Source organism: Candidatus Accumulibacter phosphatis (assembly GCF_012939955.1).
Taxonomy (GTDB): Bacteria; Pseudomonadota; Gammaproteobacteria; order Burkholderiales; family Rhodocyclaceae; genus Accumulibacter; species Accumulibacter delftensis.
The window spans coordinates 1-14,143 of sequence record NZ_SPMY01000108.1; the positions used below are offsets into that span (position 1 = coordinate 1).

The 14,143-nt window shown below is 61.1% G+C and carries 14 protein-coding genes and 2 pseudogenes; 10 read left to right on the forward strand and 6 right to left on the reverse strand.

The genetic code is table 11. The features are described 5' to 3' along the window. Window positions 1-264 precede the first annotated feature (264 nt). From istA to E4Q23_RS21400, 9 genes and pseudogenes are all read left to right on the forward strand, one after another. Entirely contained in the window at window positions 265-1,803 is a 1,539-nt protein-coding gene (gene istA / locus E4Q23_RS21360; RefSeq protein ID WP_169068483.1) for an IS21 family transposase, read from the forward strand. Between the two features lie 12 nt (window positions 1,804-1,815). Then, on the forward strand, window positions 1,816-2,550 hold the full coding sequence (gene istB, locus E4Q23_RS21365) for an IS21-like element helper ATPase IstB (protein ID WP_169068484.1): 735 nt from the start codon (window positions 1,816-1,818) through the stop codon (window positions 2,548-2,550). Window positions 2,551-2,764: 214 nt separating this feature from the next. Further along, a complete protein-coding gene (locus tag E4Q23_RS21370; protein WP_169068485.1) occupies window positions 2,765-3,082 on the forward strand; it encodes a hypothetical protein in 318 nt (105 codons plus the stop codon). Between the two features lie 640 nt (window positions 3,083-3,722). Beyond that, window positions 3,723-4,101, forward strand: a pseudogene (locus tag E4Q23_RS21375) (type II toxin-antitoxin system RelE/ParE family toxin). Beyond that, the gene (locus E4Q23_RS21380; protein WP_169068486.1) at window positions 4,082-4,417 is read left to right on the forward strand and encodes a helix-turn-helix domain-containing protein; all 336 of its coding nucleotides are present in this window, start codon (window positions 4,082-4,084) and stop codon (window positions 4,415-4,417) included. The pseudogene E4Q23_RS21375 and the gene E4Q23_RS21380 overlap by 20 nt, the downstream one beginning before the upstream one ends. A gap of 14 nt (window positions 4,418-4,431) precedes the next feature. Further along, complete coding sequence (locus E4Q23_RS21385) at window positions 4,432-4,791, forward strand: transposase (protein WP_169068487.1); 360 nt, start codon at window positions 4,432-4,434, stop codon at window positions 4,789-4,791. Between the two features lie 267 nt (window positions 4,792-5,058). Further along, complete coding sequence (locus E4Q23_RS21390) at window positions 5,059-6,387, forward strand: tyrosine-type recombinase/integrase (RefSeq protein ID WP_169068488.1); 1,329 nt, start codon at window positions 5,059-5,061, stop codon at window positions 6,385-6,387. Between the two features lie 320 nt (window positions 6,388-6,707). Beyond that, window positions 6,708-7,293: pseudogene (locus E4Q23_RS25430) on the forward strand (tyrosine-type recombinase/integrase). After that, window positions 7,290-8,030 (forward strand): tyrosine-type recombinase/integrase, encoded by a 741-nt coding sequence (locus E4Q23_RS21400; RefSeq protein ID WP_169068490.1) that lies wholly within the window; start codon window positions 7,290-7,292, stop codon window positions 8,028-8,030. Before E4Q23_RS25430 ends, E4Q23_RS21400 begins: the two are co-directional and overlap by 4 nt. Before the next feature lie 107 nt (window positions 8,031-8,137). Here the strand turns inward: E4Q23_RS21400 and E4Q23_RS21405 are convergent, their stop codons facing one another. Genes E4Q23_RS21405 through E4Q23_RS21415 form a run of 3 tightly spaced genes read right to left on the reverse strand, consistent with a single transcriptional unit; the run spans window position 8,138 to window position 11,432 of the window. After that, window positions 8,138-9,109 (reverse strand): ExeA family protein, encoded by a 972-nt coding sequence (locus E4Q23_RS21405; protein ID WP_169068491.1) that lies wholly within the window; start codon window positions 9,107-9,109, stop codon window positions 8,138-8,140. After that, entirely contained in the window at window positions 9,109-10,746 is a 1,638-nt protein-coding gene (locus E4Q23_RS21410) for an IS481 family transposase (RefSeq protein ID WP_169068501.1), read from the reverse strand. Before E4Q23_RS21410 ends, E4Q23_RS21405 begins: the two co-directional genes overlap by 1 nt. Window positions 10,747-10,769: 23 nt before the next feature. After that, a complete protein-coding gene (locus E4Q23_RS21415) occupies window positions 10,770-11,432 on the reverse strand; it encodes a recombinase family protein (protein ID WP_169068502.1) in 663 nt (220 codons plus the stop codon). Between the two features lie 423 nt (window positions 11,433-11,855). Here E4Q23_RS21415 and E4Q23_RS24380 point away from each other — a divergent pair, with 423 nt between their 5' ends. Beyond that, entirely contained in the window at window positions 11,856-12,038 is a 183-nt protein-coding gene (locus E4Q23_RS24380) for a hypothetical protein (protein ID WP_248595640.1), read from the forward strand. Window positions 12,039-12,229: 191 nt separating this feature from the next. On the opposite strand, the gene E4Q23_RS21425 is transcribed toward E4Q23_RS24380, so the two are convergent. From E4Q23_RS21425 to E4Q23_RS21435, 3 genes are all read right to left on the reverse strand, one after another. Beyond that, the gene (locus E4Q23_RS21425; protein ID WP_012806066.1) at window positions 12,230-12,511 is read right to left on the reverse strand and encodes a type II toxin-antitoxin system YafQ family toxin; all 282 of its coding nucleotides are present in this window, start codon (window positions 12,509-12,511) and stop codon (window positions 12,230-12,232) included. Continuing rightward, the gene (locus tag E4Q23_RS21430; RefSeq protein WP_012806065.1) at window positions 12,498-12,761 is read right to left on the reverse strand and encodes a type II toxin-antitoxin system RelB/DinJ family antitoxin; all 264 of its coding nucleotides are present in this window, start codon (window positions 12,759-12,761) and stop codon (window positions 12,498-12,500) included. The genes E4Q23_RS21425 and E4Q23_RS21430 overlap by 14 nt, the downstream gene beginning before the upstream one ends. A 640-nt stretch (window positions 12,762-13,401) precedes the next feature. Further along, complete coding sequence (locus tag E4Q23_RS21435; RefSeq protein WP_169068492.1) at window positions 13,402-14,049, reverse strand: DNA-binding protein; 648 nt, start codon at window positions 14,047-14,049, stop codon at window positions 13,402-13,404. Window positions 14,050-14,143 lie beyond the last annotated feature (94 nt).

The window sequence follows — 14,143 nt, forward strand, 5'->3', positions numbered from 1 at the left end:
ATTGAGCACTTATCGGCTCCTCTGCAATTCTGGAAAGCCTCATGAGCATAGAGCAGTATATCCATAGCGTTGGCCAGCAGGCGCGCGCGGCTTCGAGAGTCTGGCTGCGTATTCCACACCAAACTGGACACGGATTCCAGACGAAACTGGACAGTGATTCCACGGCAAACTGGACACCGATTCCAGAGCAAACTGGACAGTCATTTGTAATATCGTAGCGCGCGGGATAACCGTGGCACCCTCGGGAGATTTGCCGAGGCCCACATGGCGAATAGCAGGCTATCCATGCGCAAGATTTTTGACGTTTTACGGCTGTCGCTTGAAGGCGGTCGCAGCCACCGCGAGATCGCCCGGGCGATCAATGCTTCACCGACGACCGTCGGCGATCTCCTCCGCCGCGCGAAGCTCTACGGCATCACCTGGCCCCTGCCGGCAGGATTGAGCGAGCCGGCGCTGGAGGCGCAGCTGTACCCGCCGACGGCACCGTCGAACCAGGCTCGGCCCGATCCCGATTGGCCGATCGTGCACCGCGAACTGCGGCGCAAGGGCGTCACCCTCGACCTCCTCTGGCAGGAATACAAAGCCGAGTACCCGACCGGCTACCGCTACAGCGGCTTCTGCGCCCTCTACCGTCAGTGGGTCGGGCGGCTCTCGCTCAGCCTGCGCCAGACGCATACCCCGGGCGAGAAACTGTTCGTCGACTACGCCGGCCAAACGGTGCCGATCACCGATCCCACGAGCGGCGAAATCCGGCCGGCGGCGATCTTCGTCGCCGTCCTCGGCGCCTCCAACTACACCTACAGCGAAGCCACCTGGAGCCAGAGTCTGCCGGACTGGATCGGCAGCCATGTGCGCACCTTCGAACACGTCGGCGGTTGCACGGCGCTGCTGGTCCCCGACAACCTCAAGAGCGGCGTCACCACCGCCTGCTACTACGAGCCCGAACTCAACCCGACGTACCGCGACCTGGCCACTCATTACGGCACGGCGGTTCTCCCCGCCCGGCCCCGTCGCCCGAAAGACAAGGCCAAGGCCGAGGCCGGGGTGCTTCTGGTCGAGCGCTGGGTCCTGGCGCGACTGCGCCACCAGCGTTTCTTCAGCCTCTCCGAGCTCAACCGCAGCATCGCCGAGCTGATGAGCTGGCTCAACCAGCGGCCGTTCAAGAAGTTGCCCGGCTGCCGCCAAGCGGCCTTCGTCGAACTCGATCGGCCCGCTTTACTGCCCTTGCCGGTGACCCGTTACGAGTTCGCCGAGTGGAAGGTCGTCAGGGTCGGCGTCGACTATCACGTCGAGCTCGTCGGCCACTACTACTCGGTGCCGTATCGCTTCGCCCGCGAGCAGGTCGATAGCCGGCTGACGGCGAGCACCGTCGAGATCTTCCATCGCGGCACGCGTATCGCCAGTCATGTGCGCAACGACAGCCGCGGTCGGCACACCACCGTCGATGCGCACATGACACCGGCCCATCAGGCGGTACAGGGCTGGAATGCGCCGCGGCTGCTCGACTGGGCCGGGCGTATCGGGCCGCATGCCAAAGGCGTCGTGCAGAGCCTGCTGCATCAGCGCCGCCATCCGCAACAGGCCTACCGGGCCTGCCTGGGCATCCTGCGCCTGGGCAAGGCCTACGGGGATGATCGCCTGGAAGCGGCCTGCGAGCGGGCCATCGCCATTGGCGCGACGTCCTACAGCAGCCTGAAATCGATCTTGAAGAACGGCCTGGACAAGCAGCGGGTGAGCACCCCGGGCCAGACCCATTTACCTCCGGAGCACGCCAATGTGCGTGGCCCCGGTTACTACCACTGAAGGAGCTTTGCCATGCTGAATCATCCGACCGTCGAGAGACTCCACCAACTGCGCCTTCCGGGCATGGCCCGAGCCTTGGCCAGCCAGGCACAAAGCCCGGAGATCGGCCAGTTGTCGTTCGAGGAGCGCCTCGGGCTGCTGGTCGACTGCGAGGCGGCCGAACGCGAGTCACGGCAGAATACGGCGCGTCTGAAACGCGCCGGACTGAAACAGGCGGCGACGCCAGAAGATGTCAATTTCCGGCATCCACGCCGACTCGACCGGGCACTGTTCGCCCGCTTGATGACCGGGCGCTGGGTGAGCGATCACCAGAACGTGCTGATCTGCGGGCCGACGGGGATCGGCAAGACCTATCTGGCGTGCGCCCTGGCCAACCAGGCGTGTCGGCAGGGGCATTCAGTGCTCTATGTGCGCTTGACGCGTCTCTTGCCGGCGCTGGCGATTGGCCGCGGCGATGGCAGTTACTTGAAGTTGCTGGCGCAGTTGGCCAAGACCGAGGTGCTGGTGATCGACGAATGGGCGCTGGCGCCGCTTTCCGACGATAGCCGTCGGGATCTCCTGGAGATCTTCGATGACCGCCATGGGACGCGCTCGACGATCATCACCAGCCAGCTGCAGGTCGAGCATTGGCATGCCTCGATTGGCGATCCGACGCTGGCCGATGCGATCCTCGACCGCCTGGTCCACCAGGCGCATACGCTGGACCTTGATGGGGAATCGCTGCGCAAGCCGGAGAAGCCGGTATGAACGCCTCCAGCAAGCCTGACAAGTTACCCACCGCCGCCCGCCAGCCCGCCTGCTATAGAAGGAGCGCAGCCTGGCGGGCGGCCGTGGATAACTCTGCTCGGTGCGACTCGTTGCGCCCCAAGCGCGACACGGCCTGCACCCTTGATCGCTGCCCTACTGGCACGGCAACCCCTCATCAAACCGTTACTGCGTAACACTCAACAGGACCATCAACATGGCAAAAAGTAATGCTCAACGGCAATCGGACTATCGCGCTCGTCACTTGAAAGATCTTGACGGCCAGGCCGAGCGGCTGAATCTGCTGGTCAATCTTCACGCCAAGCGTGCCTTGGAGCGCCTGGCGGCTTGTTACGCAGTAACGCAACGTGAGGTACTTGAAGGGCTACTTCGTGAGGCGGACCGCGCCGCTTTGGAGCGCGCGGCGCGGGTGCACAATGGCGAGAATGACTACTACGAAAAGCGCCTTCGATTGGCTAAAAAAATCCGTTACGCAGTAACGACCAACGGTTGCCTTTGCAGACCAAAAACTTGACCAGAACCCGAGCCTCAGAGTAAAACCTTTCAACCCCGCGTCGCTACGCTCCGACTGTCCAGGTTCGCGTGGAATGGGTGTCCAGTTTGCCGTGGAATCGGTGTCCAGTTTGCGTGGAATACACAGTCATGGCGGCGACAAAGCGTGGTTACGGCGCTTTGTCGCCGTTGTTTGTCCGGGCTGGTGTTGTCAAAACAACGGTGCAGTAACGGTAAAACAACGGTAGAAAAAAGGTAAAACAACGGTGCAGTAACGGTAAAAAAAAGGTAGAACAACGCTGCAGCGCCGGGCAGGATATGTGAAGTAGGCCCACCCGCAGGCGGGTCGTCCTTCTTCACGAAGCCCTTATTCGCACTGCGTGCTCAACGGACATCCTGCTCTGCGAGGCAGCCGGCTATCGCCGCCACAAGGGGTAGAACAAGCAAGCCGTGTCACCAGCCGCCATTTCGTAGTCGGAAAACGCCGGAGACAAGGTTTCCGGCCATCCGGCCTATCCGACACCGTTTCCCGTGCAGCTTTCGCCCTGTCGAGACTATCGTTTGCGACGCTTTGCCGTCCGGGTGGGAAGCAGGTGTTTTGCGACATCAACGCGACTGGTATCGCGCTTTTGCGTTTACCTGAACAGGTATAAACTGCCGCCATGACCAATGAAGAAAAAGCGCTCGAATGGATCGCGAGCAGCTACAAGGATCTGATGGCGTTGCCGCCTGACGTGCGCAGGCGCTTCGGTTACGCACTGTCGTTGGCGCAGATGGGCGATCAGGACGACGCGGCAAAGGTGCTCAAGGGCTTCGGCGGTGCCGGCGTGCTTGAGGTTGTCGAGGACGATGCCGGCGGCACGTACCGGGCCGTCTACACGGTGAAGTACGCGGAAGCGGTGTTCGTCCTGCACTGCTTCCAGAAGAAGAGCAAGAGGGGGATCGCCACACCAAAGTCAGATATGGACATCATTGCGCGCTCGGCTGAAAGTGGCCGACGCATTGGCACAGGAGCTACGAAATGCAAAAACGAATCATTGAAGGCGTCGAGGTTCAGCGCAGCTCGGGCAACGTCTTTGCCGACCTTGGACTGCCAGACGCCGAAAAACTCAAGATCAAGACCGGCTTGGTAGTCGAAATCAGGAAGGCAATGCGCGCTCTTGGGCTGAATCAACAAGAGGCGGCGAAACGCATGGGCATCCCGCAACCGAAGGTGTCAGGCATGATGCGTGGTGACTTCACGAACCTGTCCGAGCGCAAGCTGATGGACTGCTTGAACCGCCTCGGCTACGACATCGAGATCAAAGTGCGGCCGGCCGCCGAGCCGGTCGGACACCTGACGCTCGCGGTCGCTTGATCAGGTGCCAGCCGATGGTAGCCCGCATTACCGATGAAGAGTGGGACAAACTGTCTCCGGATAATTTCGAGACGCATTCGCTGCTGCGTGCCGTCGATGCCGTGGACGAACTGCGCGACGATCTCAGCGATGGCGAATACGCCACCCCGCCGCAGCTTCGCACCGACCTGCTGAAGCTGCACCAACTGGCAATGGCCGTCATCAACGAGGGATCGCGCAGCCAGGTCGCTTCTCTATTCGAGCTGGCCAGCGATCTGGATGAGCAGGTTTCCCACATGATGACCAATCTGGAAGAGGTACAGGCGACGCTATCGCAATTGACGGCGCTGTACCCGGACCGCTTGTGCTGTGGAGGCCTGGACGGCGACGAATGATGGCTGGCCGCTCCTGCTCTGGCCCATTAAGCGTCAGGTCGCCACGGCGGATCGCATCGCCAAGCACAAGGGACGCAATCCGCAGGAATGCGTCTCCCTGGAAAAGCGCCTGCTGCGCAAGTTGATGAGCAAATGAAGCTCCCGCTTACTCCAAGGTGGCGGCTGGTGACACAACTGCTTGTTCTACCCCAGATTGACGGAATTTTCTGGGATATGCAGAGTCCAGGAATATGAGGAGTATTCTTTCCTAGGGCGGCAGCATTTGCCTTGAAATCAGGTGGTTGCAGCGGTTTCTTTTGCCGGTTTTCTCGGCATATTACTGTCGTCCTTGAACGGTTGGTTAGCCAAAGGAGGACAGTATGCTTACGACCTATTTCACGCGCCCGGCAACGCGCGCGGGGGTATTATGCGGGACCTGTCGGTCCCTATCTAGACCCTTTCACTGACTGGTTGGTGAAACGGGGTTATTGCAAAGACGCCATCCGGCATCTTCTCCTTGGGGCGGTCGGCTTCGCCAACTGGATGCAGGTGGCCGGTGGTGACCTGACTTCCTTGCACGAAGGTGTTTGGAATACCTTCTGCGATCATTTGGCCAAGCAGGGTCGGCTGCATGGCACGAAGGGACAGCATTCGATCTACTGGCGCGGCGCGAAACAGTTCACGGAGTTTCTTCGCGCCCAGCAAGGCATCGTCGCTACCAAGGCGGCGCTAGCTCCGCCGGAACTGGTGGCCGCATTCGAGCACTGGATGCAAATTCACCGTGGCGTCAAACCCTCGACGCTGATCACCTATCGCCAGCACGTCATGGACCTGCTCTCTTCGCTGGACCCGCAACCAGAGCAGTTCAATGCCACCAAGCTCCACGGCTTCATTCTGACTTACGCCAAGCGCAACGGCCGCGCTGTTGCACAAACCCGTGTAAAAGCCGCTCGCATGTTTCTTCGGTTTTTGATCGCCACTGAACGTTGTCAGCCGGGCCTCGACGCCGCCATTCCGACCATTGCCGAATGGCGCTTGGCGAGCTTGCCCCGCTATTTGCCGCCGGCCGACGTAGAGCGTGTTCTGGAGGCATGCAATGGCGCAAGGCCTATCGATATCCGCGACAAAGCCATCCTTCTGCTGTTGGCACGACTCGGCCTGCGCGCCAGCGACGTCGCCTCGTTGAAGTTCGACGATATCGATTGGTTGCACGGCACGTTTACCGTCATCGGCAAGAGTCGGCATGAGGCCAAACTGCCTTTGCCTCAGGACGTCGGTGACGCCATCTTGAACTATTTGCGGCAAGCGCGTCCCTCGGTAAACGACGTCTACGTTTTTATCACCGCTGTCGCTCCATGGGAGCCGATCACCCGAAACGTGGTCAAGCATGTCGCTACGCGTGCCATCCGGCGTGCCGGTGTCGAGGCGCTGTCGTTCGGTTCCCATATTTTCCGCCATTCGGCGGCAACCGGGTTGCTCCGCCAAGGCGCTTCGCTCCAGGTCATTGGCGAAGTATTGCGCCACCGCAGCATCGACACCACCGCCTTGTACGCCAAAGTCGACATCGGACTATTGCAGCAAGTCATCAGGCCGTGGCCGGGAGCGACATCATGCTAAAGGACGCGCTTGATACCTATTTGGCTGTTCGCCACGCGGCCGGTTTCGCTCTCGTCGATGACGAACACCGCCTCCGAGGCTTTGTCCGCTTCGCCAGTGCGCAAGGAGACACCGTCATAGTCGCCGCGACGGCCATCGCCTGGGCAGGGCAAGGGCGGTCGGAATCGCAACGCAGCAACCGTTTGAAGATGGTCATCCGCTTTGCGCGGTTTGCTCATGCTACCGATGGTCGCCACGAGATCCCGCCGCAGGGCGTGTATTGTGCGCGGCGGCAGCGGCCAACCCCCTATCTGTATACCGAGAACGAAATCCAGGCGCTGATGGCGCAAGCGCTGCACCTTGGTCCGCCAGGGACGCTACGGGCGCAGACCTACAGCACCTTGATTGGCCTGCTGGCCGCGACCGGGCTGCGTATTTCCGAAGCCATCAGCCTCCATTTCCAGGACATTTCCGCTGACGGCTTGGTGATCCGCAACACGAAGTTTAAAAAAAAGTCGGCTGGTGCCGTTGCACTCGACGACCCAGGCGGCACTGGAGCGATATCTGGTCGAACGCCGCCGAGTTGCCACCAATGATGACCATATGTTCCTCTCGACACAGCTCGGTCCATTGAGTCTCGACGCAGTGTATCCGACATTCCACAAACTCCTGTCAGCCTGCGGTCTTCCCCGCCAAGCAGGGCAGCCGAGGCCCCGGCTGATCGATTTTCGTCACACCTTTGCGTCGAATGCGCTGATAGCTTGCCCGCATGCTCGCGACCACATTGGGAGCCACATGCTGGCACTGATGACCTACCTTGGTCACGCAGTCCCAAGCAGCACGTACTGGTATTTGGAAAGCTCGCCACGATTGATGGAGGATATCGTCGACGTATGCGAGCGCTTGTTCGAGGAGCAAACGCCATGACACCGATCGCCCCCCATATCACCGCCTTTTTGCGCGAACGCCTTCCCCTGCAACGTGGCGCGAGCGAGCACACTTGCGACAGCTATGCCTACGCCTTCCAGTTGCTGTTCGAGTTTGCCGGCAAGCGACTGCGGCTTACGCCATCGGCGCTAAGTCTTGAGCAGATCGACGCCAAATTGGTGATGGACTTCCTGCAACACCTTGAAACCGAGCGCCACAATGGCCCGCGCACGCGTAACGCCCGCTTGGTGGCGATCAAGTCCTTCATGCGCTTTATCGAGCATCGCGTGCCGGCGCTGCTGGAACAAAGCCGGCGCATTTTGGCGATCCCGGCGAAGCGCACCGATTCCCACTTGATCAGTTATTTGTCGATGGATGAGATGCAGACCGTTCTCAATGCGCCGGATCTCCAGCGCCACGACGGCATCCGCGACCGCGCTATGCTCCACCTATGCTTCTCCGCCGGGTTGCGCGTTTCGGAACTGGTCAACCTGCCGATAAATGCGATCGAGTGGCAACCATCGCCCAATGTGCGGATCATGGGCAAGGGCCGTCGGGAACGTTTGCTCCCACTCTGGAAGCAGACTTGCGTGGATTTGCGCGCGTGGTTGGCGGTGCGCGGTCCGGCGCCGGCGACGGAGTTGTTCGTTAATGCGCGCGGCCAGCCGCTAACTGTAGCGACGCAAAATGATGTCGGCCCAGACGCACAATCAAGAGGGCTTTCTGACGCAAATTAGTTGAGACGGATAGCGACTCCAGACGCACATTCGGTGATTCTCAAACCACATTACGTGAGACGGACGCACATTGTTGAGACGCTCAATCGCGTTCGCGGTGCGGAGGGTCACAGCGGCAGTCCCACTGCCCGCATTTCCTCGATGAGTTCCGTCGAGCGCTGCGGATTCAGCGTGCCGCGCAGCAGTTCGCGGATCTCCACCGGCTTCGCTTCGAACTGTTCGCATAAAGCGCGCACGTCGTACCCGTGCCGCGTCAGTTGGGGTTCCAGATCATCAATGCGCCTCGACAGCACCGTCTCCACGATGGCGGCGTCGATTGGTTTCACACCGGCTTCAAAGCCTGCTTCGAAAGCGCGCACCAGGTGCCGCCCGATCTGCAGCGGGGTTTTGAGCCTTGCAGCCAGGAGAGTGGCCGCGTCGTCGGTCAGCACTGTGCCCGGCTCGACGCCCTCTTCGAGCGAGGCTTTCATCGCCCAGTCGATGTAGTCGCGCTGCCGGTCGCGCAGACCCCCAAACTCGAAGATGGTAGTCCGATCTCCCACCTCCTCCATCTTGGGGCGGCGCAGGTCGTTCTTGAGCTTGGGATGCCCGATCAGAACGATCGCCAACTGCCCGCCGCCGTCTACGACCAGCTCAAGCAAGCGCTTCAAGGCGGTCAGGGTTTTCGGGTGCAGGTCGTGCGCGTCATCGACGAACAGCGCGACCGGTTTCTTGACCTTGCGGAATAGCTCCTGCAGATCCCGCTCGCGCCGCTCCGACTGGCTCGATATCGTGACCGTCTTCTCCGTCGACAGATCGTAGAACAGTGCGGCGATCAGCAAGGGGACGGTGATTTTGGCCTTGTCCAGGGTCAAGGAGCGCGACACGATCACGCGCCCCTCCTTATCGAGGCTGTCGCGCAGGCGCCGCGCGAGCGCGGTCTTGCCGGAGCCGATCACGGCGGTCAGCGCGATCAGACGCCCTCCCTGGATCGCGGCTATCAGGTCGCGAGTCATTTGCTGGTGATGGTCGGTTTCGAAGAATCCAACATCCACGGGCGGACGCCTGAGGTGGTAGTGCCGCATGACTTCGGTGAGCATCAGGCGATTCCTCCTTTGCGCCCCGCCGGGAAGCGGGTGCGAATGGTTGCAATAATGACGGGCCGTGACAGGGTTTCCGCGAGTAGTTGCGTGATGAAGGCGCGGTCCTCATCGCCGAGCTTCGCAAGCGGCAAGCGCAACTCCTCGGCGATGGCCTGCCGAGCCGCTACCGCATTGGGGAAGGTCAGTTCGTGGAAAGGGTCCGGACCGTCGAACGGCTTCGCCGGCGGCATGAGCGCGGCGCCCGGCGGGGCGCACACCACAATGTCGCTCTCTCCGCTCACCGCAGCACGTGGGATGCTGATTTTCTCGGCCAACTGCGCCACCTGGTCGGCACGATGCTCACGCCGACTCTTGCGATGCTTGCGGTAGCGATGGATCGGGATCGGCCCGCCGACCGGCTGAAACGGGCCGTAGCGGTCGTCACCCAGTTCTGCGAAGAGTTCCTGATCAAACAAACCCCACCATACGATGACTTCCTCGCCGGCCAATTCGGCATCCACCTCGTAGGTCACGCCCGCGACGGTCAGGCGGCAGTCGATCGCCACGGTACGCCGCTCCGGCTCGCGGGCGAAGGTGCAGAATCGTTCCCACGAACACATCGCCCGCAGCCCATCTGCGGGAAGGTGCGTGAGCCAGTCCTCCTGGCGGCTGTGGTCTTCGGTGCGGTGGTCCCGATGGTTGTACTTGATCACGTAGTTGACGAGCCAGCGATTGGCCTCCGTTTCGGTCGCTGGCTTGTGAAAGTGATACAGCGTCTCGTGCGCTTCCTTCACCGTCCGGAAGGGACGCTCCACCTTGCCCTTGCTGCGCGCCGTGGTGCGTCGGCCGTCGCTATCGCGCGGCATATGCAGGATGACCTCGACGCCAAGGCACTCCATCACGCGACGGAACACTGCCGACTTACCGACCGGCCCGTTGTCCAGTTGGATCGCGCTCGGGATGCCCTGCAACGGATTTCCTGCTTCTTCCTTGGCTGACATGGCGTTGAACAGAAACCTCAGCCCCGTCTCGACATCCTCGCCGTATACGCAGCGGTATTCCTGGTAGGCCACCCCCGAGCGATCGTCGACGACACTGAACAGCATCAGCATAGGCGCACCCTGCCGATCCGGATCGAGCCACGGTGGGGTTTCCAGCTCCTTCAGGTCTGACGGACTCATGTCGAAGTGCCACAGCGCATTTGCAAATTCGGCCTGGAAGCGCACGGCCGGTGGCTCGCGCGTCATACGATCCCGGTCATAGCCCAGCCGTCGCAGGTGTCGATTGAGCGTGGATTCCGACAGCCGACCTGGCGGAAGCTTCTCGAGTCCATCCGGCGTCTCAACACCGTACTCAACGAGCAGTTCGAGAATCCGGGCATTCGACAGGCAGCGCCCTTTTTTGTTGGTGGTGCGAACTTTCAGGGCAGCGACGATCTCGCACCAATGTTCGATTTCCACAGCCGGCATGATGCGCGGCTTGCCGCGATCTGCCCGGTGCGCGTCTTTCGGACGCCGATCGCCACGCAGAAGGCGATACAAGGTGGTCCGCGAGACCGCGTACAGGTTGGCCATCGAGTCCATCAGCACCAGGCGCTCCGGATGTCGTATCGGCAAGGCCGCTAATCTGCGGCGCAAGGCCACGATCGCCTCCATCGGAACGGCGACACCGGCGCCCACTATGCGCTCCGCTGGACAGTGGATGCCGTGTCTGGTGATTCGTCGCCCGTTTCGGTGCGCAGCAAAGCAGTACCGGCGGCTTTCGGTGAACCATCACCGTTGACGTAGGTGTAAAGCGTGGTCGTCGTGATGCCCAAGCGCTTGGCGACGTCGGCAGCAACGGCCTTTGGATCCGACAGGGCTGCCATCGCCATGGTCAGCATTGCTCGATCCATCTTGCGCGGACGCCCACCCAAGCGCCCACGAGCACGTGCCGCCGCGAGACCCGCCTGGGTGCGCTCGGCAATCAGTTCGCGCTCGAATTCGGCGAAGGCTGCAAAGATGCCGAAGGCCAGTCGTCCATTGGCGGTGGTGGTGTCAATCTGCGCCCCGGCGCCGGTCAGTACCTTCAAGCCGATGCCCCGCACGCGCAAGTCTTCGGCGGTGTTGACCAGGTGTCGAAGATCGCGCCCCAGGCGATCCAATTTCCAGAGGACGAGCGTGTTACCGGGCTGAAGCGCCTTGAGGCAGGCGATCAAGCCAGGACGCGCGTCATTGCGCCCTGAAGCCAGGTCTTCATAGATGCGCTCGGGGTCGACGCCCGCAACAAGCAGTGCATTGCGCTGCGGAGCTACCGTCTGGGAGCCATCGGACTTCGATACCCTGGCGTAGCCGATTAGCAGCACTTCTTCGCTCCGTCAGGAAACAAGGAGCATAGGATGCAATCTTGTGTTGATTTTAGCAACGGGTTTTCTGGTGACCCGTCGGAGCAAAAAGCTGCCGCCTGCTGCCCACCAGAAAACCGACCGTTTTCTTGGCGAGCCCCACTGTGAAATGGCGGGTGTGAGCCCTCCGAGCCGCGTAGGAAAGTCGAAATTCATCCAGACGTTCGGTACCGAGATTTCGTGAGTCCGCCGCCGTGACCGTCGGTGCCGCGAGCACGAGTGAGCGTCTCAACAATGTGCGTCCGTCTCACGTAATGTGGTTTGAGAATCACCGAATGTGCGTCTGGAGTCGCTATCCGTCTCAACTAATTTGCGTCAGAAAGCCCCCTTGATTGTGCGTCTGGGCCGACATCATTTTGCGTCGCTACAGATAGGCGCAGCATGCGTCCCAGCTGGGTATCGGCTGGAAGCAACCCCGAACACTACGAGTACTCGGCCACGCCAGAATTGCGTGCCACGGATGGCGCGGTGCTGCGATGCACCCTGACCTGGCCCGCCCGCCAGGCACCGGCGGGCTATTGCGAAACGCGCGAGGGGACGCGCATTGCCGTCCGCTTCGATTAAGCTGGTCGTCAATCACGAAGGGGTTGTAAGCCGGAACCGTCGAATTCCGTCATCCCCACGCCGGCCCTGCCACGAGCGTATCCAGGTCCAGGTCGATCACCGTGCCGTCGCTTTGGAACGTGTAGTACCCGTTCCACATCGGTGATTCCGCTCGCCGTATCCTTCATTTCCTTGTCACGGAGCCCGGCTGCTCACAGGCCAAGTTCGCTGTGCGAACCGAGACGGACGAGCTGGAGTACGTTGTCGTCCGGTTTTCTGTAAATCAAGACCAAGTCGGGCTTGACGTGACAATCCCGGTGGTCCTTCCAATCCCCACTGAGCGAATGATCGTGGTGCTTGTCGGCCAGAACCTGATCATGGGCCAAGGCCGTGACGATGGCGACGAAGTCACTTTGCAGCGTTTGCCGGTGCGGTCCCTTGGTTTCGCGCTTGTAGTCACGCTTGAACTGGCCAGTGTGTTCAATCTTCCGCATTCAGGTCCGCCATCAGATCCTCGACGGTGGCGAACGACTTCAGGCCACCATTGCGCGCTTCCTTCATCGCCTCGATGGTTTCGACGTTCGGAACCAGTGGCTCGAACGGCAGTGCCTTCTCGCGGGCGACGCGGGTCAGCATGATGCGGAAGGCGTCCGACACGGTCAGCCCCATCGCCGCAAGCACGGCGGTCGCCTCTTCCTTAATGTGCTCGTCGATTCTGGCACGGACAACGGCATTTGCGGACATGATCTGATCCTCCAAGTTATTGAGCTACATTGTAGCCCACGAGACGCCAGGACGCATCCCTTGCGCTTTGGCCGGATGTCGCAAAACAAGTGTTTCCCACACGGACGGCAACGCGGCGCAAACGATGGTCTCGACAGGGCGAAAGCTGCACGGGAAACCGTGTCTGATAGGTCGGATGGCCGGAAACTTTGTCTCCGGCGTTTTCCGACTACGAAATGGCGGCTGGTGACACGGCTTGCTTGTTCTACCCCTTGTGGCGGCGATAGCCGGCTGCCTCGCAGAGCAGGATGTCCGTTGAGCACGCAGTGCGAATAAGGGCTTCGTGAAGAAGGACGACCCGCCTGCGGGTGGGCCTACTTCACATATCCTGCCCGGCCCTACAGCGTTATTACAGCGTTGTTACACCAGAAATAGAACGACACCGTGCGTTGTTTTATCGTTGTTCTACCTTTTTTTTACCGTTGTTTTACCGTTACTGCACCGTTGTTTTGACAACACCAGCCCGGACAAACAACGGCGACAAAGCGCTGTAACCACGCTTTGTCGCCGCCATGGCCCTCTTGCGGCCATCCAACCACCCCCCGCGCAACGACGAGTTCCCGAAGAAAGCTGCCTGGTTGCCGTGCCCACTTCGCCCGCGTTAAGCGCTTGAACGCGGTTTCTTAAGTGCCGTCAGCTCGCCCTGCAACCGGGCAGCTTCCACCGCAGCGGCCTGGGCTTCGGCACGGGCCGCCGTTGTTGCTTCGCGTTCGGCCATCTGTCGCGCATGGGCCCGCTCCAGTTCGCCCTTGAGGTCCTCGACCCGTGCCGCCAGTTCGCCGGCCTTCGCCTCGGCGGCGGCCATCCGTTCGGTCTGCGCCGCCCGTGCTGCCACGGCTTCGCGGAGTGCTTGTTCCTGCGCTGCAGCATGACTCTCGGCCTGCTCGCGCTCGGCCTCCAGTCGGCCGATCGCCTGCTCCGCCTGGTCAAGCTGCGTCTGGATCGCCGCAATCTCTTCCCGCGTCGCCGCCCGCAGCGCTTCCACCTGCTGTCCGGCCTGTTCGTCGAGCAGGCCCCAGAACTCCCGGCCGAGGCTCATCAGCCGGGCGACCGCGGGTTCCGGCAGTTCTACCGGCTGCCGCTGCTTTGGCGCCGCCTCCCGCCACTGGTCCAGGTAGCGCTTGACTGTCGTATAGCTGCCTCCGCCGATCTCTTCCTGCACGTTCAAGATGGTCGGTGCCGTGCCCTGGTCCGTCAGGGCCTGTGCCACCTCGAAAACACGTTCTTGCGTCACCAATGCCTTAGCCATGATCTGATGTCCTTGAAATAGTGTTCTGAAATTATCGTTATTACGATAATAAGATTACGGTAATAACGATAATTTAGCAAGAAATCCGCCTCAG